The following is an 18,574-nucleotide window of genomic DNA, read 5'->3' on the forward strand; positions in this document are numbered from 1 at the left end:
CAGTTGTTCCCACAGGCGTAGCGCGTGGCTTGAGGGCTGCACGGTCACTGTGGGAGCGGCTTCAGCCGCGAACACCGGCATAGCCGGTGCCAGGCACCGCGTCGCCTGCTTCGCGGCGGTGCGGCGGTCCGATAAACCCGCTCCCACAGGGATCGCGCCAGATTCTAAAAATTGAGCAAGACAGTTGTTCCCACAGGCGTAGCGCGTGGTTTGAGGGCCGCGCGGTCGCTGTGGGAGCGGCTTCAGCCGCGAACACCGGCATAGCCGGTGCCAGGCACCGCGTCGCCTGCTTCGCGGGTAAACCCGCTCCCACAGGGATCGCGCCAGATTCTAAAAATTGAGCAAGACAGTTGCTCCCACAGGGATCGCGCCGCCCTCAGGCCCTGTGAAATACCTGTGGGAGCGGGCTTGCCCGCGAAAGGGCCGACACAGGCTGGAGAAAACCCTCTCCCCAATGGCCATAGGCCCCCGCCATCCATGCTGGTATGATGCGCGGCTTTTTTCCGCCCCACACAAAACCACGGTATCCGGTACGGTCTGTGCTTTGCTGTTGGGGTCGATACATTCACGGCGCGAGGGCGCCCGGGGAGCAGGCATGCTGGAAAGGCTGTTTCAACTAAAAGCACACGACACCAATGTGCGCACCGAGATTCTCGCGGGCGTCACCACCTTCCTGGCCATGGCCTACATCCTGTTCGTCAACCCGAGCATCCTCGGCGAGACCGGCATGGACAAGGGCGCGCTGTTCGTCGCCACGTGCCTTGCCGCGGCCATCGGCTCGGTGACCATGGGCATCATCGCCAACTACCCGATCGCCCTGGCGCCGGGCATGGGCCTGAACGCCTTCTTCACCTACACCGTGGTCCTGCACATGGGCCATACCTGGCAGGTGGCGCTGGGCGCGGTATTCATCTCCGCCGTGCTGTTCTTCCTGCTGTCGATCTTCCGCATCCGCGAGTGGATCGTGAACAGCATCCCGCTGCCGCTGCGCTCGGCCATCGCCGCCGGCATCGGCCTGTTCCTGGCACTGATCGCCCTGCATAACGCAGGGATCGTCGTCGATAACCCGGCCACTCTGGTGGGCCTGGGCGACCTCAGCAAGCCAGCGCCGATCCTCGCCATCCTCGGCTTCTTCCTGATTGTCGCCCTCGAGTCGCTGAAGGTCCGCGGCGCGGTGCTGATCGGCATCCTGGCAGTGACCGTGGCCTCGATCGCGATGGGCGTCACTCCGTTCAATGGCGTGGTGTCGATGCCGCCGTCACTGGCCCCGACCTTCCTGCAACTGGACATCGCCGGCGCCCTCGACGTCGGCCTGATCAGCGTGATCTTCGCCTTCCTGTTCGTCGACCTGTTCGATAACTCCGGCACCCTGATCGGCGTGGCCAAGCGCGCCGGCCTGATGGGCAAGGACGGCCACATGCCGAAGATGGGCCGCGCCCTGATCGCCGACAGTACCGCCGCCATGGCCGGTTCCCTGCTGGGCACCTCGACCACCACCAGCTACATCGAGTCGGCGGCGGGCGTGAGCGCGGGCGGGCGCACCGGCCTGACCGCCATCGTGGTAGCGGTATTGTTCCTGCTGGCACTGTTCTTCGCCCCGCTGGCCGGCAGCGTGCCGGCCTTCGCCACCGCGCCGGCGCTGCTGTTCGTCGCCGTGCTGATGGCCTCGGGCCTGGCCGAGATCAACTGGGATGACGTCACCGAAGCCGCGCCGGTGGTGGTGACCGCCCTGGCCATGCCGCTGACCTATTCGATTGCCAACGGCATCGCCTTCGGCTTCATCGCCTGGACCGCCATCAAGCTGATCTCCGGTCGTCACCGCGACCTGAACCCGGCGCTGGTGATCCTGTCGATCCTGTTCGTCATCAAGCTGGGCTGGTTCCCCGCATGAGTGCTGTCCTGGATCCTTCCCAATACGATGCGCAGCTGGCGGCCAAGGCCGACCGCCTGCGCGAGCTGCTGGCACCGTTCGGCGCGCCGGAGCCGGCGCTGTTCGACTCGCCGCGCGAGCACTATCGCCTGCGCGCCGAGTTCCGCCTGTGGCGCGACGGCGGCCAGCGCCACTACGCGATGTTTGCCCCGGGCGAGAAGCACAAGGCGATCCTGATCGACGATTTCCCCATCGCCAGCGAGCGCATCAATGAACTGATGCCACGCCTGAAGGCCGCCTGGCAGGGCAACGAGGCGCTCGACAATCGCCTGTTCCAGGTCGAGTTCCTCACCACCCTGGCCGGCGATGCGATGGTCACCCTGTGCTACCACCGTCCGCTGGACGACGCCTGGGAAGCCGCCGCGCAACAACTGGCCAGCGACCTGAACGTCAGCGTGATCGGTCGTTCCAAGGGCAAGCGCGTGGTGATCGGCCGCGACTATGCGGTGGAGAAGCTCGACATCGCCGGGCGCACCTTCAGCTATCGCCAGCCCGAAGGTGCCTTCACCCAGCCCAATGGCGCGGTGAACCAGAAGATGCTCGGCTGGGCCTTCGAGGCCATGGGCGAGCGCCAGGACGACCTGCTGGAGCTGTACTGCGGCAACGGCAACTTCACCCTGCCGCTGGCCACCCGCGCGCGCAAGGTGCTGGCCACCGAGATCAGCAAGACCTCGGTCAATGCCGCGTTGCACAACCTCGACGAGAACGGCGTGGACAACGTGCGCCTGGTACGCCTGTCGGCCGAAGAGCTGACCCAGGCGCTGAACGAGGTCCGCCCGTTCCGCCGCCTGGAAGGCATCGACCTGAAAAGCTACGACTTCGGCACCGTGTTCGTCGACCCGCCACGCGCCGGCATGGACCCGGACACCTGCGAGCTGACCCGCCGCTTCGAGCGCATCCTGTATATCTCGTGCAACCCGGAAACCCTGGCGCAGAACATCGCCCAGCTGCACGATACCCACCGTATCGAACGCTGCGCGCTGTTCGACCAGTTCCCGTATACCCACCATATGGAAAGCGGCGTACTGCTGGTTCGGCGCTGAAACGCTCGCAGGGCAGGCTCCTGCACGCTGTGTGTGTAGGAGCGGCCTTGTGCCGCGAAAGGGTCGCGTAGCGACCCCTGGATTCCAGCGTTTACACATCAATCACCGGGGCCGCTCTGCGGCCCTTTCGCGGCACAAGGCCGCTCCTACAGGGATCGCGTAAACGCCTTCAGAAATCGAAGAACACCGTCTCCCCCTCCCCCTGAATACGGATATCGAAGCGATACGCCGTCTTTCCCTCTACCTCACAACGCCTGGCGATCAGCGTCTCGCGCCGCTGCGGCTGCTCGATCAGGTTGAGCACCGGGCACCGGGCGTTCGCCTCGCCCTCGTCATCGAAGTACAGCCGGGTATGCAGGTGGATATTGATCCCCCGGGCAAACAGGCTGATGTTGATGTGCGGCGCCATCGGCACGCCCGCGGCGTTGTTCACCACACCCGGCTTGACCGTGTGCAGCGTCCATTCGCCGGCATCGAAGGTGGTCGCGGTGCGGCCGAAGCTGTTGAAAGCGTTCTCCAGGTTGAATTCATCCTGATATTGGCCATTGGCATCGGCTTGCCAGATTTCCAGGAACGAATCGCGCACCAGGTGGCCGTTGCCGTCGTACACCTGGCCGAGCAAGAGGATGTGCTCGCCCGGCGCATCCGGCCGGGCCAGGCGGTTCCAGATTTCCTGGTCGCGGGTCGGGTTGCCCGCCGCCTCCAGGGCCAGGCCGATGTGCACGTAGGGGCCGGCGGTCTGCGAAGGGGTTTCCGGCAGCAGTTCGATAGGCATGACGGGCCTCCTCAGCGATTTTCGAAGTGGGTCTGGCGCTGGCCGCGCAGGACGATGTCGAAGCGGTAGGCCAGGCAATCCATGGGGTTGGCATGGCCCATGTCGAGCCTGGCGATCAGCCGCTGGACCGCCTCGGGATTGGCGATCGACTTGACGATCGGGCACAGCGGAATCAGTGGATCGCCCTCGAAGTACAGCTGGGTGATCAGCTTGGTGGCGATCGACGGCCCGCTGATGGAGAAGTGGATATGCGCCGGGCGCCAGTCGTTGGGGCCGTTGCGCCACGGGTACGGACCGGGCTTGATGGTGCGGAAGCTGTAGTAGCCGTCGCGGTCGGTCAGGCAACGACCAACGCCGCCAAAGTTCGGGTCCAGCGGGGCCAGGTAGCGGTCGTTCTTGTGCCGGTAGCGACCGCCGGCGTTGGCCTGCCACATCTCGACCAGGGTATTGGGCACCGGCTTGCCGTACTGGTCGACAACACGGCCGGCGACGATGATGCGCTCGCCAATCGGCAGGCCGCCCTGGTTGAAGTTGAGCAGCAGGTCGTGGTCGTGCTCACCGAAGCGCAGATGGGAAAAGTCCGGGCCGGTACTTTCGCTGATCGACTGCGGGATGCTGACCAACGCCTGGCGCGGCGAGCGCGCCACCGAGGTCTTGTAGTCGGGGGTGAAGGCCTTGGGGTGCCAGTTGCGATCACGGATCACGAAGCGGCTGGTGTCCTGGGCGGGCATGCCGGTTTCCTCTCTTGGAATTGTCGAACGCCTGGGCGTGGCAGGCGGACTTGCAGTTTCCGGCAGGCCAGTCGGGATGAATATTGAATTCAGCGGTCTTAGACATAACCATTTGGTTATGCATCAGCGACCAGGGCGACGCCCTGGGCAGCGCTGAACTAATCTTTAGACTTCATGTTTCACAAACCGGAGAGCTCCACATGGAATGGCGAAAAGGTCGACGCAGCGACAACGTGGTCGATGCCCGCGGCGAAGGGGGTGGCGGCGGCATGCGCTTCGGCGGCGGCAAGGGCCTCGGGCTCGGCGCCATCCTGTTGATCGTTGGCATCGGCTGGCTCACCGGGCAGGACCCGCTGCAGATCCTCGGCCAGTTGGCCGGGCAGATGGAGCAGCAGCAGACCGCTCCGGCCAACGTCGGCAGCAAGGCGCCGCCGGCCAACGACGAGCAGGCCGAGTTCGTCGCCTCGATCCTCGGCGACACCGAGGACACCTGGAAGGCACTCTTTGCCCAGGCGGGCAAGCAGTACCGCGATCCCCAGCTGGTGCTGTTCAGTGGCCAGGTCAACTCCGCCTGCGGCTTCGCCTCGGCGGCGGTCGGGCCGTTCTACTGCCCCGGCGACCAGCGCGTGTACCTGGACATGACGTTCTTCCGGGAAATGGAAACCCGCTTCAAGGCCGCCGGCGACTTCGCCCAGGCCTACGTGATCGCCCACGAAATCGGCCACCACGTGCAGACCCTGCTCGGCGTCTCGGCCAAGGTCGACGCCGCGCGCCGCAATGGCCAACGCATGGAAGGCGACAACGGCCTGCTGGTGCGCCAGGAACTGCAGGCCGACTGCCTGGCCGGCGTGTGGGCCTACCAGGCGCAGAAACGCCTGAACTGGCTGGAGCCGGGTGATGTGCAAGAGGCGCTGAACGCCGCCAATGCCATCGGTGACGATCGCCTGCAACAGCAGGGGCAAGGGCGGGTGGTGCCCGACTCGTTCACCCATGGCACCTCGCAACAGCGCGAGCGTTGGTTCAAGGCTGGATTTTCCAGTGGCGACGTGAACCAGTGCGACACCTTCAGCGCACGTAGCCTTTGAGATCGCGATCCCCCAGTGCGCGCCTACAGGTGCGCATGGCGGGTGTACCCGCGATCGACCACATCAAAAACACAAACGTATTCAACAAGTTACAAATTTGCTGAAAAAGCGTTTCAGCTTCTCCCCTGTTTGCCGATAAGTCCTACACAAATCTGCGGGCTATCTGACAACAACAACGCCCAGCTTTTGAGATCAAGTGAGCGAAATCATTCTCTGGGAGAGCGTGCATGAACAGTTGGTTCGCCAATATCAGCGTCAACCTCAAACTCGGCCTGGGCTTCGGCCTGGTCCTGGTCCTGACCGGCCTGCTGGCCCTGACCGGCTGGAACAGCCTGGGCAGCCTCATCGACCGCAGCAACTGGATGAGCGACATCACCCAGCTCAACAGTGACCTGACCAACCTGCGCGTGGCCCGCCTGCAGTGGATGCTGACCAACGGCGACGACGCCTCGGCGGCCAACGTCCAGGCCAAGCTCGACGCCTTCGGCAGCCAGCAGCAGCACCTGGTCAACTCCTTCAAGAGCCCGGAAAACGTCAAGCTGCTGCGCGAGCAGGGCCAGAGCATCAGCGAATATCGCGTCTCGCTGGAAAAGATGCGCCAGGGCTACAAGACCACCCTCGCCGCCCGCGAGTCGATGAACCAGGCCGCCGGCCGTGCCAATGAGGCGATCGAGGCCATCAGCAACGCCGTGCTGTCCAGTTCCGAAGGCGATGCCAGCCGCCTGGCGCAATACCTGGTCATCAGCAAGGCCAAGCAGCAACTGGTGCAGGTTCGCCTGGACGTGCGCAGCTACATCGCCGACCTGACCAACGAAGCCGAGCAGGCCGCCCTGCGCCAGCTGGAAAACGCCCTGAGCGAAATCGACAGCCTCAAGCGCCAACTGCCGGGCGAAGCCTCGCGCATCCAGCAGTTCGAAAACGCCGTGCTGGCCTACCGCGACGCCGTGCGCCAGTTCCGCGACGCCACCGCCGCCATCGGCGTGGCCCGTGCCGAAATGACCGTGCAGGGCGCCGACATCGTCAAGCGCAGCGACGAGCTGTACAAGATCCAGATCGAGCGCCGTGACGCCGAAAGCGTCCAGGCCCGCAGCCTGCAGACCACCGCCACCCTCCTGGCGCTGCTGGTCGGCGTGCTCGCCGCGTTCATCATCACCCGCCAGATCACCCGCCCGCTGCGCGAAACCATGGATGTGGTCAACCGCATCGCCAGCGGCGACCTCACCCAGGAACTGCGCGTCACCCGCCGCGACGAACTGGGCGCACTGCAGCAGGGCATCGCCCGCATGGGCACCACCCTGCGCGACCTGATCACCGGCATCCGCGACGGCGTCACCCAGATCGCCAGCGCCGCCGAGGAACTGTCGGCGGTGACCGAACAGACCAGCGCCGGCGCCAACAGCCAGAAGGTCGAGACCGACCAGGTGGCCACCGCCATGCACGAGATGGCCGCCACCGTCCAGGAAGTCGCGCGTAACGCCGAGCAGGCCTCCCACGCGGCGACCAACGCCGACGACGAAGCCCGGGTCGGCGACAAGGTGGTGGGTGAAGCCATCAGCCAGATCGAACGCCTGGCCCATGAGGTGCACCGCTCCACCGAGGCGATGACCCTGCTGCAGCAGGAAAGCCAGAAGATCGGCAGCGTCATGGACGTGATCAAGTCAGTGGCCGAGCAGACCAACCTGCTGGCGCTCAACGCCGCCATCGAGGCGGCCCGTGCCGGCGAGGCCGGCCGTGGCTTCGCCGTGGTGGCCGACGAGGTCCGCGGCCTGGCCCAGCGCACCCAGCAGTCCACCGAAGAGATCGAAGGCCTGATCGCCAGCCTGCAGCACGGCACCCAGCAGGTCGCCGAAGTGATGAACGGCAGCCGCAGCCTGACCGACAGCAGCGTCGAGCTGGCGCGCAAGGCCGGTGGTTCGCTGGAGAGCATCACCCGCACGGTGTCGAATATCCAGTCGATGAACCAGCAGATCGCCGCCGCCGCCGAGCAGCAGAGCGCCGTGGCCGAAGAGATCAGCCGCAGCATCCTCAACGTGCGCGACGTGTCGGAGCAGACCGCCGCGGCCAGCGACGAGACCGCCGCCTCCAGCGTCGAGCTGGCGCGCCTGGGTGGTCACCTGCAGACCTTGGTCAGCCAGTTCCGCGTCTGACCCTGTAACGCATCGCGGGGCCAGCCCGCTCCCACCGGTCGTGGGAGCGGGCTTGCCCCGCGATCATTTCACCCCAGCCTTATTTGACGATCATCCCCACCCCACGCCCACGCGGATCGGAAGCGGTCTCCAGCTTCTCCCCGGTGACCCGGATCGCCTGGATATCGCCCATCTCCCAGCCCTGGTCTTCCAGCACGTAGCCCATCTTCTTCAGATCGTCCGCCACCTTGCCGGTGAGCGGCGCATAGCTGTCGAAGTAGATCGTGTCCTTGGGCAGCAACTGATGATGCACACGCTGCGCCGCCACCGCCTTCTCCAACGGCATGCCGTAGTCATACAGGTTGTTCATCACCTGGAAGATCGAGGTGAAGATCCGCGAACCGCCCGGCGTGCCCAGCACCAGCGCCACCTTGCCATCGCGGGTCACCAGGCTCGGACTCATCGACGAGAGCATGCGCTTGCCCGGCGCGATGGCATTGGCGTCGCCGCCGACCACGCCAAAGGCATTGGCCGCCCCCGGCTTGGCGCTGAAGTCGTCCATCTCGTCGTTGAGCAGGAAGCCCGCGCCCTTGACCACCACGCCACTGCCGTAGTCGAGGTTGAGGGTGTAGGTGTTGCTCACCGCGTTACCCTGCTTGTCGACGATGGAGAAGTGCGTGGTCTGGTGCGGTTCCAGCCCTGGCTTGACCTTGTCGGTCTCGGAGATCGCGTTCGGGTTGACCTGGGCGGCGCGCTTGGCCAGGTAGTCCTTGGCCACCAGCTGGTCGACCGGGACCTTGGTGAAGGCCGGGTCACCGAGGTAGTCGGCGCGATCTGCGAACACGCGTTTCTCGATCTCGGCCAGCAGGTGAATGTACTTGGCCGAATTGTGCTCGACGCCCTTGAAGTCCGCGGCGCGGTCTTCCTTGATGCCCAGCAGCTGGGCCAGGGCGACGCCGCCGGAGCTTGGCGGCGGCGCGGTGTAGACCACGTTGCCGCGCCAGCCAATGGCGATCGGGTCGCGCCACACGGCCTTGTAGTCCTTGAGGTCATCCTTGGTGATCAGGCCCTTGTCGGCCTGCATCTGCGCCACCAGCAGGTCGGCGGTCTTGCCCTGGTAGAACTCGCTGACGCCCTTGTCGGCGATGCGCTCCAGGGTCTGCGCCAGTTCCGGCTGCTTGAACAGCTCGCCGACCTTCATGTGGCCGAAGTAGTCGTTGAAGTTGGTGGCGGTCTTGAACAGACCCTGGGCGTCGTCACGGTACTGGTACTGCTTCTGGGCGATCTTGAAGCCGTTCTGCGCGTAGCCGATGGCCGGCGTCAGCAACTCGCTCCACTTGAGCTTGCCGAACTTCTGGTGCGCCTCCCACAGCCCCATCACCGTGCCCGGCACGCCGGCGGCGCGTACGCCGACCAGGCTGAGGTTCTCGATCACCTCGCCCTTGTCGTCCAGGTACATGGTCTTGGTCGCGGCCTTGGGCGCCACTTCGCGGTAGTCGAGGAAGTAGGGCTTGCCGTCGACGAACAGGGTCATGAAACCACCGCCGCCGATGTTGCCGGCCTCGGGGTAGGTCACGGCCAGGGTGAAGGCGGTGGCGACGGCGGCGTCCACCGCGTTGCCGCCCTTCTTGAGGATGTCGGCGGCCACCTGTGCGCCATATTGATCAGGCGCGGCCACCGCGCCGCCTTCCAGCGTCACGGCAAAGGCGGAGGAACAGCTCAGGATCGCGACCCCGAGGGCCAGCGGCTGGAACATGACGATACGCATGCGCACTTCCTTGGTGTTGTTTTTGTTGATCAGTCATTAAGGCCGAAGCCCTCCGACTAAGCAAACACCATTGCAGGATCGCGCCGCCGATGGGCAGACACTGTCGCGTTCAGGCAACTCAGCAGGCGTAGGCGGCCAGCTTCTTCTGGATGAAATCGAGGAAACACTGGATCCGCAACGCCAACTGGGTGTTGCGGTAGTAGACCGCGTGGATCGGCTGGCGATAGCCGTTGTTGTGCTCGCCGAGCAGCACCTGCAGGCGGCCGGCGCGGATGTCCTCATGGGTCATGAAGTGCGACAGGCTGACGATGCCTTCACCGGCGATGGCCAGCTGGCGCAGGGTTTCGCCACTGGAGGCGAGCAGCTGCGGGCGGATCGCCCAATGGTCGCCCTGGGCGTGGCGCAATGGCCAGCGGTTGAGCGATTCCAGGGAGCTGAAACCGAGCAGGCAATGCTGGTCGAGATCCTCGACCTTCTGCGGCGTACCGTGCCGCGCCAGGTAATCGGGGCTGGCGAGTACCTGCACCGGGCTGCAGCCCAGCGAGCGGGCATGCAGGCTGGAGTCGGACAGCTCGCCGATGCGAATGGCCACGTCGGTGCTCTGCTCCAGCAGGTCGATGATCAGGTCGTCGGTGTTCAGTTCCAGCTCGATGCCGGGGTATTGCCGACGGAACTCACCGATCCACGGCAGGATCGCGTGCAGCATGAACGGCGCGGCAGCGTTGATGCGCAGGCGCCCGGAAGGGGTCTGGCGGTTCATCGACAGGCGCTCTTCCATGTCGTCCATCTGCTCGAGGATCAGCCGCGCGCGTTCGAGGAAGAAGCGCCCTTCCTCGGTCAGGTCCATGCGCCGGGTGGTGCGGTTGACCAAGGTGGTGCCCAGCTTGCCCTCCAGCCGCGACAGGGTGCGGCTGACGGCCGACGGGGTCTGGCCGATCTGCTCGGCGGCGGCGGAGATCGAGCCGCTGTCGATGACGGCGACGAAGACCTGGAGTTCTTCGGAGCGAGTTTTCACACGAAAGGACCTGATTGGAGAATGCCGTGATTGATAGCTGTTGATCAACGTACGTGCAAGCAACTTGCCCCGTGTAGGAGCGGCCTTGTGCCGCGAAAGGGCTACGCTGCGCCATTGAAGTTGTCAGGTATACGAAAACCTGGGGCCGCACTGCGGCCCTTTCGCGGCACAAGGCCGCTCCTACAGAGGCGAGCGATCAGGCCTTGCCGAACACCTCATCCAGATGCTGCTCGTACGCCGCCAGCGCCGCCGGCACATCCGGCCGCTTCATCACATCGACGGCGAGGAAGGTCGGCAACCCGCTCATGCCGAGGAACTGGTTGGCCTTGTGGAACGGGAAGTACACCGCATCCACGCCCTTGCCCTCGAAGAAATCGCTCGGATCGTCGAACGCCTGCTGCGGCGCGTTCCAGGTCAGCGACAGCATGTACTGCTTGCCCTGGACCAGGCCACCGCTGCCGTACTTCTGCGAGGCGTCGGAGCGGGTGCGGCCATCGTTGGCGTACAGGCTGCCGTGCCCGGCGGTGAACACCTCGTCGATGTATTTCTTCACCGTCCAGGGCGCGCCCATCCACCAACCGGGCATCTGGTAGATCACCACGTCGGCCCAGAGGAATTTCTCCACCTCGGCCTGGACGTCGTAGCCACCGTCGATGAAAGTTTCCCGCACATCGAAACCGGCACGGTCCAGGTGAGCCAGCGCGGCATCGTGCAAGGTCTGGTTGAGGCGGCCGTCGGAGTGGGCGAAGCGTTTGCCACCGTTGAGCAGGAGGATCTTTTTCATGGGAGGGTCAGCCCTGTAAGTGAAGTTGCCGGCAGGTTAGGCACTCACGGGGCGGGGAAACAGCGGGTTCAGGGCAAAATACATTTGCCTGTTAATCACGAATGGCAAACATATTGTTGATTTAGAATCTGCTCACCCTCTTCACTCACCGAGATCTGCCATGAGCGAGCAATACGCCTTCATCCTCAAAGCCAAGACCCGCCCGGAACAGGCCGAAGCCTTCGAGCAGTTGTTCCGTCCCTACGTCGAGCCCAGCCGCCAGGAGCCGGGCTGCATCGAGTACCACATGCTGCGCGACAAGGAAGACCCGAGCCTGTTCGTGTTCTTCGAGGTCTGGGCCAGCAAGGCGGCGCTGGACGTGCACTCGGCGCTGCCGCATATGGCGGCGTTCTTCGAAAAGCGCATGGATTACCTGGAGCGCGACTTTGATATCCAGATGATCGACATGCTCAGCGCTGCGTCCGCTAACCGTTGATCAACAGGTGCGTGCCCAGCAGCGCCAGGCCGATGAAGAAGCAGCGCTTGAACAGCGCAGCGCTGATCCGCCCGCGCAGCCACTGACCGGCGAACATGCCCAGCAAGGCGGGCGCCAGCATCAGCAACGAAGCGCCCAAGGCCTGGCCACCCAAGGCATCCTGACCGGCCAGGCCAACCGCCAGCGCCAGGGTCGAGACGGTGAATGATAGCCCCAATGCCTGGACCATCTCCTCACGGCTCAGGCCAAGACCTTGCAAATAGGGCACTGCGGGCATCACGAACACCCCGGTGGCCGCCGTCACCACGCCCGTCAGCAACCCGCAGGCGGGGCCCAGCCAACGCTCCCGCCCAGGCGCCACCCGCAAGCCCGGGCCGGCCAGGCCGTAAAGGGCATAGATCAGCAACGCAGCGCCCAAGCCATGGGCTGCCCACGGGCCACTGTCGATACCTGACCAGGCGCTGCCCAACAGGGTGCCGATGAAGATCATCGACAACATCCCTCCCAGGCGCCGCAGCAGCGCCAGCAAGTGACCGCCTGCCGCCAGCTGCCACAGGTTGGTCACGGTCGACGGCACGATCAGCAGCGCCGCTGCCTGCGCCGGAGACATAGCCAGGCCCAGCAAGCCCATGGCAATGGTAGGCAGCCCCAGGCCGATCACCCCCTTGACCGCGCCAGCCAGGAAGAAGGTCATGATCACCAGCAGTGAAATTGCAGGCCCGATACTCTGATAAAACGCCAGGAAGGTATTCATGGCGTCATCCTGCCGTGCGGCCGGCGCGCTGAAAATCTGCCATATACTCAGGCAGACTCTTTCCAGGACAGAGGCAGATGCATTTCGACCTGATCGATCTCAAGCTGTTCCAGCATACCCTCGAGAGCGGCAACATCACCGAAGGTGCCCGACGCAGTCACCTGTCGCTGCCAGCGGCCAGTGCCCGCATTCGCGCCATGGAAGCTTCGTTGGGCATCCCCCTGCTCACCCGCAATCGCCGCGGTGTACAGCCCACACCTGCCGGCCAGGCGCTCCTGCAGCATGCGCGGCTGATTGCCCGGCAATTGGAACGCCTGCAATACGACCTGGGACAGTACGCTCAAGGCCTGCAAGGACAGGTACGCCTGCTGTGCAACACGGCTGCACTGACCGAGTACCTGCCGGAGTTGCTGGCCAGCTATCTGGTCGAGCACCCGGGGGTGAGTGTTGATATCCAGGAGTTGCCGAGCCTTGGCATCGTCCAGGCGATCACCCAGGGCATGGCGGACCTGGGCATCATTTCCAGCGCCGCGCCTTGCGAACATCTGCAAACACGGCCGTTTCGCGATGATCCGCTGGTGCTGGTAATGCCCCGGGGACATCCGCTGGACGCCCATGATGAGGCAGGTTTCAACGCGAGTCTGGGCCATGGGTATGTGGGGCTTGGCGCCAACAGCGCCCTCGCGTTGCACCTTGAGGAACAGGCGCTACGCCAGGGAAGGCGCATGCAGGTGCGGGTTCGTGCGGAAGGGTTCGATGGGGTGATCCGCATGGTCTCGGGCGGGGCCGGCGTGGCAGTGGTGCCACTGGCCTCGGTTCGGCGCTGGGAAGGCGTCCTGCCGCTGCGTTGGGTTGCCCTGCGAGAGGACTGGGCCAATCGCCATTTGCTCCTCTGCTCGCGGGATTTCAGCGCATTGCCGGGGTACGCCGCCGTGCTGGTCGATCGCTTGGCCGAGCCTGTCTGAATATGACCGGGGCGTGCAGGCTCAGGACACCACAGCCAGTTCGCGCAGCGCCGCTGAAGCCAGAAATGCGGAGCGTGAAGCGTAGCGATTGTCCTGCTTCACCCTATCGTCGATTCGTTGCAACAAGTTCCTGGGCAACGTCGCACTGAACCGTACCGCCGTCCCCAGGTACGGCGTTGCGTCGAAGTCCACCAACGCCCAGAGGCCGCCTGCATACTCTGGATTGTCCACATGCGCATCCATTTCCTGCACCTGTGGCAGGGGCGCGCCATCGGCCACCAGCCCTTCATAATGCAGCGCCAGCGCCTCCTGAACGTTCTCCAGTGCCTGGGGGACCGTGGCGCCTGCGGAAAAACAGCCAGGTACATCGGGGATGGTGACACCGTAATAGGTCTCACGGGACTTGTGCAGGACAACAAGTAGGTTCATCGGCTCTCTCGTTTTGTCGAGCTGCCATGGTTGGGCATCTGCCGGGCAGCGTTTCCGGTCGGTGAACCGCGAAACTAGAACGTTCAGCCGCACCCTCGCAATGTGCCAGGCGGCAGTGAAACAAGTTTCGGAAATGAACTACAGCCGAGTACCGAAACTCGCTGTGCGGCCCCTCGCGGGGCAAGCCCGCTCCTACAACAATTGCGCCAAGTCTGTAGGAGATCGCCCGGCGAAGCCGGTGCCATACACCGCGCTGGATTCTTCGCGGGTAAACCCGCTCCCACAGGGCCAAGCCAAACCAATGGGTTGCGTGTTGTTCCTTAGGAGATTGCCCTGCCTATTGCACTACCCTGCCTTCGCGGGGAACAGTGTGGGAGCGGGCTTGCCCCGCGATCAACGCCGACAAAGGCCACCTCGATTACCTCGCCCTCCTCACAACTCCGCTACGCCCCCCTTGCCGCCCCTGGGCCTGATTCCCCACAATCGCGTCCATGCCGCACCACGACAGGGAATTCACCGTGCCATCGATCTACCAGCTCAAACCCCGCTTCCAGGCGTTGCTGCGCCCTGCCGTCCAGCGCCTGTTCGATCGCGGCATCACCGCCAACCAGGTCACGGTCACCGCCGCTGCGGTTTCCGTCCTGCTGGGCCTGTTGCTGGCCTGGCTGCCCCAGGTCACCTGGCTGTTCCTGCTGATCCCGGTGTGGATGCTGCTGCGCATGGCGCTGAACGCGGTCGACGGCATGCTCGCCCGGGAGTTCGGCCAGCAGTCCAAACTCGGCGCCTACCTCAACGAACTGTGCGACGTGATCGCCGACTCCGCCCTCTACTTGCCCTTCGCCCTGCTGCCAGGCGTTTCGCCGACGCTGGTAGTGCTGGTGGTGGTGTTCGCCGTGATCAGCGAGTACGCCGGAGTGATGGGCCCGCTGGCCGGCGCATCGCGCCGCTACGACGGGCCGATGGGCAAGAGCGACCGGGCCTTTGCCTTCGGCGTGCTGGGCACCGGCGTGGGGTTCGGGCTGCTGGCCGCGACCTGGATCAACGGCCTGCTGCTGGTCATCCTGCTGCTCTCGCTCTATACCCTCTACAACCGGGTTCGCCACGGCCTGGCCGAAACCCGCTGAGCCCCTCGCTGCCGGACAAGGATATTCGCCATGCGCCAAGCGCAATCGCTGCACTTCTGCACCCATGACGGCGTCGAGCTGCACTATCGTCATTGGCCCGCCACGCGCAACGAACACCAGCCGCGCCGGGCCGTGGTGATGTTCCACCGCGGCCACGAGCACGGCGGGCGCATGGCCCACCTGGCCGATGAGCTGGATATGCCCGGCTACGACTTCTTCGCCTGGGACGCCCGTGGTCATGGGCAGTCACCGGGGGCTCGCGGCGACAGCCCGAGCTTCGCCACCAGCGTGCGCGACGTGCAGACCTTCATCGAGCACATCCAGGCGCAGCACGGCATCGCCGAGGCCGACATGGTGGTGCTGGCACAAAGCGTCGGCGCGGTACTGATCGCCACCTGGGCCCACGATTATGCGCCCCGGGTACGCTGCCTGGTGCTCGCCTCGCCGGCCTTCAAGGTCAAGCTCTACGTACCTTTCGCCCGCCCCGGGCTGAAGCTTATGAAGGCCCTGCGCGGCAACTTCTTCGTCAACAGCTACGTCAAGCCGCGCCTGCTGACCCACGACCCGGAACGGGTCATGTCCTATGTCGCCGACCCGCTGATCAGCCGGCCCATCTCCGTCACCATGCTGCTGGGCCTGTACGACGCCGCCGACCGCGTGGTCGCCGATGCCCAGGCGATCCAGGTGCCGACGCAGCTGCTGATTTCCGGCGCCGACCTGGTGGTCGAGCGCAAGCCGCAGGAGCAGTTCTTCGACCGCCTGGGCAGCGCACGCAAAGAGAAGCACATCCTCCCCGGCTTCTTCCACGACACCCTTGGCGAACGCGACCGCGCCCATGCCCTGGCGCGGATCGAGCGCTTCGTCGCGCACTGCTTCGACGCTCCGCAAGCGCAGCCCTCGCTGCTCGATGCCGACAAGAGCGGCGCCAGTTGCGCCGAGGCCGAGAGCCTGGCCGCGCCATTGCCGCGCCATTCGCCACGCGACCTCTACTGGCGTGCCACCCGCGCCAGCCTGCGCTTGGGCAAAGGCCTTTCCGAAGGGGTGAAGCTGGGCTTCGACACCGGTTTCGACTCAGGCTCCACCCTCGACTACATCTACCGCAACACCCCGACCGGCAAGGGCAAGCTGGGCGAGCTGATCGACCGCAACTACCTGGATGCCATCGGCTGGCGTGGTATCCGCCAGCGCAAGCTGAATGTCGAGGAACTGCTGCGCCTGGCCATCGACCGCCTGCGTGAACAGCAGCGCCCGGTGCATATCGTCGATATCGCCGCCGGCCATGGCCGCTACATCCTCGAGGCGCTGCAGGGCCTGCAACAGCTGCCCGACTCGATCTTGCTGCGCGACTACAGCGAACTGAACGTGCAACAGGGCAATGCCTTGATCAGCGAAAAGGGCCTGGCCGAGATCGCTCGTTTCGTCCAGGGCGATGCCTTCGACCGCCAGAGCCTGGCCGCTCTCACCCCGCATCCGACACTGGCGGTGGTCTCGGGCCTCTACGAACTGTTCCCCAGTAACGAGCTGGTCGGCAACTCCCTGGCGGGACTCGCCGACGCGGTAGAGGACGGCGGCTATCTGGTCTACACCGGGCAGCCCTGGCACCCGCAGCTGGAAATGATCGCCCGTGCCCTGACCAGCCACCGTGGCGGCCAGGCCTGGGTGATGCGTCGGCGCAGACAGGCGGAGATGGACCAGTTGGTGGAAGCGGCAGGGTTTCGCAAGATCACCCAGCGCATCGACGAGTGGGGCATCTTCAGCGTCAGCCTGGCGCAGCGGGTGCGCTGATGGTCTGTGAAACCGGGCTGATCCGCCGTGGCATCCTGTGGCTGTTGCTGCTCGGGCCGTTCTTCTTCCTCAGCTACGGCCTGGCCAATACCTACACCGCCGGTCGCGAGGATATCGGCAGTTTGGTGTTCGCCTGGGAACGGCAGGTGCCGCTGTGGCCCTGGACGATCATCCCGTACTGGTCGATCGACCTGCTGTACGGGTTGTCGTTCCTGCTGCCGCGCTCGCGTTCGGAGATGGACCGCCATGCCCTGGCCCTGCTGACGGCGCAACTGGTCTGCGTGGCCTGTTTCCTGCTCTGGCCGCTGCGCTTCACCTTCGAGCGTCCCGAACTGTCGGGGCTGTTCGGCTGGCTGTTCGATGTGCTGATGGGCTTCGACAAACCGTACAACCAGGCGCCGTCGTTGCACATTGCGTTGCTGGTGATCATCTGGACGATGTTCGCCCGGCATACGCGGCATCCTGCCTGGCGCTGGGTGTTGCATGGTTGGATGGGGCTGATCGGCCTGTCGGTGCTGACCACCTGGCAGCATCATTTCATTGATGTGCCGACCGGGGCGCTGGCGGGGTTCGTCTGCCTGTGGCTGTGGCCACACAGCGGCCCGTTGCCCTGGCGACAGGCACACCTGGCGCGCGATCCGAAACGTTGGCGCCTGACACTGCGCTATGGACTCGGCGCGGCCGTGCTGGGGCTACTGGCAATGAAGATCGGCAGTGGCGGGTTGTGGCTGCTGTGGCCGGCGCTGTCATTACTGCTGGTGGCGCTGAACTATGCCCTGTTCGGCGCCGCAGGTTTCCAGAAAGGCGCCGACGGGCAGCTGTCCGTGGCCGCCACCTGGCTGCTGGCGCCGTATCTACTGTGCGCCTGGGTCAATTCTCGGCTATGGACCTGGCGGCATCCGCAGGCGGATGAGGTGGCCGATGGCGTATATCTCGGCAGAGTTCCGGGGCGCACTGAAGCGTCCGCGTTCGCGGCGATTGTCGACCTGAGCGCGGAACTGCCCTGTCTTGCTGTCCCTCACCAGAGCATCGCGTGGGAGCGGGCTTGCCCCGCGATGACGACGCTGAAAACGCCACAGCACTATCAGAGCCTGCCGACCCTGGACCTGATTGCCCCAGACCGGGAAATCCTGCAACAGGCCGCCAAGGCCATCGAACACCGCCAGCAACAAGGCCCGGTGCTGGTCTGCTGCGCCTTGGGTTACTCGCGCAGCGCCAGTGCCGTCGCCGCCTGGCTGCTGCTCAGCGGCCGCTGTGCCAATGCTGAACAGGCCGAGGCACTGATTTGCCAGACGCGCCCCGGTGTGGTCCTGCACCCGGCCCACCGCCTGGCATTGCATCATCTGGAGGCCCAGCCATGAGGCTGCTTGTCGTCGCCAGCCTGCTCGCCCGAGGCCGTCAGCTGGAACGCCTGTCGGACGGCCTGACCCTGCTGGCCCTGGCCTGCACCCTGGCTCCGCTGCTCGGCCTGCCACTGGCGCCGCTGCCCCATCTGCTTTGCGGCCTGTTGCTGCTGCTCGGCCTGGCCCACAAGTACTGGGCCCTGCGCGTCGCCCTGGATGCCGACCTGTTCGCCCGCCTCGCCGCCAGTAGCGACCTGCCCGCCGACACCCAGGCCCTGGACCACGCCCTGTTCGACCTGCGCCTCAAGCCTGCGGCCAGCGACCCGCGCGACTGGCCGACCCGCAGCCGGGCCGCCCTGGCCCTGCTGCGCCGCCAGGCCCTGTGCCTGGCCCTGCAGGTCGCATTAATGCTGACCCTCCCCTTCACCGGATAAGACCAATG

The 18,574-nt window shown here is 65.2% G+C and carries 17 protein-coding genes and 1 pseudogene; 11 read left to right on the forward strand and 7 right to left on the reverse strand.

Going from position 1 to position 18,574, the window contains the following annotated elements:
- Positions 1 to 595: 595 nt before the first annotated feature.
- Together AC0MAZ_RS25970 and trmA are read left to right on the forward strand one after the other, a co-directional pair.
- A complete protein-coding gene (locus tag AC0MAZ_RS25970) occupies positions 596 to 1,891 on the forward strand; it encodes an NCS2 family permease (RefSeq protein WP_203650481.1) in 1,296 nt (431 codons plus the stop codon).
- The gene (trmA, locus tag AC0MAZ_RS25975) at positions 1,888 to 2,973 is read left to right on the forward strand and encodes a tRNA (uridine(54)-C5)-methyltransferase TrmA (protein WP_475859696.1); all 1,086 of its coding nucleotides are present in this window, start codon (positions 1,888 to 1,890) and stop codon (positions 2,971 to 2,973) included. Before AC0MAZ_RS25970 ends, trmA begins: the two co-directional genes overlap by 4 nt.
- A 169-nt stretch (positions 2,974 to 3,142) precedes the next feature.
- Here the strand turns inward: trmA and pcaG are convergent, their stop codons facing one another.
- Both pcaG and pcaH read right to left on the reverse strand, forming a co-directional pair.
- On the reverse strand, positions 3,143 to 3,748 hold the full coding sequence (gene pcaG, locus AC0MAZ_RS25980) for a protocatechuate 3,4-dioxygenase subunit alpha (protein ID WP_232855740.1): 606 nt from the start codon (positions 3,746 to 3,748) through the stop codon (positions 3,143 to 3,145).
- 11 nt (positions 3,749 to 3,759) lie between these two features.
- Positions 3,760 to 4,479: a protocatechuate 3,4-dioxygenase subunit beta gene (gene pcaH / locus AC0MAZ_RS25985; RefSeq protein WP_203650476.1), complete on the reverse strand. Its 720-nt coding sequence runs from the start codon at positions 4,477 to 4,479 to the stop codon at positions 3,760 to 3,762.
- A 200-nt stretch (positions 4,480 to 4,679) separates the two neighbouring features.
- Here pcaH and ypfJ point away from each other — a divergent pair, with 200 nt between their 5' ends.
- From ypfJ to AC0MAZ_RS26000, 3 genes and pseudogenes are all read left to right on the forward strand, one after another.
- Positions 4,680 to 5,564: a KPN_02809 family neutral zinc metallopeptidase gene (gene ypfJ, locus AC0MAZ_RS25990; protein WP_232855741.1), complete on the forward strand. Its 885-nt coding sequence runs from the start codon at positions 4,680 to 4,682 to the stop codon at positions 5,562 to 5,564.
- A 362-nt stretch (positions 5,565 to 5,926) separates the two neighbouring features.
- Positions 5,927 to 6,808: pseudogene (locus AC0MAZ_RS25995) on the forward strand (methyl-accepting chemotaxis protein); the annotation flags it as partial.
- Between the two features lie 198 nt (positions 6,809 to 7,006).
- Positions 7,007 to 7,711, forward strand: a complete 705-nt coding sequence (locus tag AC0MAZ_RS26000) for a methyl-accepting chemotaxis protein (RefSeq protein WP_371263159.1) — start codon at positions 7,007 to 7,009, stop codon at positions 7,709 to 7,711.
- 79 nt (positions 7,712 to 7,790) lie between these two features.
- Here the strand turns inward: AC0MAZ_RS26000 and ggt are convergent, their stop codons facing one another.
- From ggt to mdaB, 3 genes are all read right to left on the reverse strand, one after another.
- The gene (ggt, locus tag AC0MAZ_RS26005) at positions 7,791 to 9,458 is read right to left on the reverse strand and encodes a gamma-glutamyltransferase (RefSeq protein ID WP_203650470.1); all 1,668 of its coding nucleotides are present in this window, start codon (positions 9,456 to 9,458) and stop codon (positions 7,791 to 7,793) included.
- Between the two features lie 118 nt (positions 9,459 to 9,576).
- Positions 9,577 to 10,473 carry a LysR family transcriptional regulator gene (locus tag AC0MAZ_RS26010; protein ID WP_203650468.1) on the reverse strand — a complete coding sequence of 299 codons (897 nt, stop codon included), beginning with the start codon at positions 10,471 to 10,473 and terminating at the stop codon, positions 9,577 to 9,579.
- A gap of 196 nt (positions 10,474 to 10,669) precedes the next feature.
- Positions 10,670 to 11,257: an NADPH:quinone oxidoreductase MdaB gene (mdaB, locus tag AC0MAZ_RS26015; protein ID WP_203650465.1), complete on the reverse strand. Its 588-nt coding sequence runs from the start codon at positions 11,255 to 11,257 to the stop codon at positions 10,670 to 10,672.
- 160 nt (positions 11,258 to 11,417) lie between these two features.
- Between mdaB and AC0MAZ_RS26020 the strand changes: the two genes are divergently transcribed.
- Positions 11,418 to 11,732, forward strand: coding sequence for a putative quinol monooxygenase (locus tag AC0MAZ_RS26020; protein ID WP_475859698.1), 315 nt, complete (start codon positions 11,418 to 11,420; stop codon positions 11,730 to 11,732).
- On the opposite strand, the gene AC0MAZ_RS26025 is transcribed toward AC0MAZ_RS26020, so the two are convergent.
- A complete protein-coding gene (locus AC0MAZ_RS26025; protein WP_232855745.1) occupies positions 11,722 to 12,486 on the reverse strand; it encodes a sulfite exporter TauE/SafE family protein in 765 nt (254 codons plus the stop codon). The genes AC0MAZ_RS26020 and AC0MAZ_RS26025 overlap by 11 nt on opposite strands.
- Before the next feature lie 77 nt (positions 12,487 to 12,563).
- On the opposite strand from AC0MAZ_RS26025, the gene AC0MAZ_RS26030 reads away from it, so the two are divergent.
- Positions 12,564 to 13,451, forward strand: a complete 888-nt coding sequence (locus AC0MAZ_RS26030) for a LysR substrate-binding domain-containing protein (RefSeq protein ID WP_232855746.1) — start codon at positions 12,564 to 12,566, stop codon at positions 13,449 to 13,451.
- Positions 13,452 to 13,472: 21 nt separating this feature from the next.
- Here AC0MAZ_RS26030 and AC0MAZ_RS26035 read toward each other — a convergent pair whose 3' ends face one another.
- Complete coding sequence (locus AC0MAZ_RS26035; protein ID WP_203650451.1) at positions 13,473 to 13,880, reverse strand: type II toxin-antitoxin system HicB family antitoxin; 408 nt, start codon at positions 13,878 to 13,880, stop codon at positions 13,473 to 13,475.
- Positions 13,881 to 14,398: 518 nt separating this feature from the next.
- On the opposite strand from AC0MAZ_RS26035, the gene AC0MAZ_RS26040 reads away from it, so the two are divergent.
- From AC0MAZ_RS26040 to AC0MAZ_RS26055, 4 genes are read left to right on the forward strand one after another with little or no spacing between them, the layout of a single operon-like run.
- The gene (locus tag AC0MAZ_RS26040) at positions 14,399 to 15,004 is read left to right on the forward strand and encodes a CDP-alcohol phosphatidyltransferase family protein (RefSeq protein WP_203650449.1); all 606 of its coding nucleotides are present in this window, start codon (positions 14,399 to 14,401) and stop codon (positions 15,002 to 15,004) included.
- 30 nt (positions 15,005 to 15,034) lie between these two features.
- A complete protein-coding gene (locus tag AC0MAZ_RS26045; protein WP_475859702.1) occupies positions 15,035 to 16,789 on the forward strand; it encodes a bifunctional alpha/beta hydrolase/class I SAM-dependent methyltransferase in 1,755 nt (584 codons plus the stop codon).
- Complete coding sequence (locus tag AC0MAZ_RS26050; RefSeq protein WP_475859704.1) at positions 16,789 to 18,150, forward strand: phosphatase PAP2/dual specificity phosphatase family protein; 1,362 nt, start codon at positions 16,789 to 16,791, stop codon at positions 18,148 to 18,150. The genes AC0MAZ_RS26045 and AC0MAZ_RS26050 overlap by 1 nt, the downstream gene beginning before the upstream one ends.
- The gene (locus AC0MAZ_RS26055) at positions 18,147 to 18,566 is read left to right on the forward strand and encodes a hypothetical protein (protein ID WP_475859705.1); all 420 of its coding nucleotides are present in this window, start codon (positions 18,147 to 18,149) and stop codon (positions 18,564 to 18,566) included. Before AC0MAZ_RS26050 ends, AC0MAZ_RS26055 begins: the two co-directional genes overlap by 4 nt.
- Positions 18,567 to 18,574 lie beyond the last annotated feature (8 nt).

The sequence above is a fragment of the Pseudomonas sp. A genome (assembly GCF_056270345.1).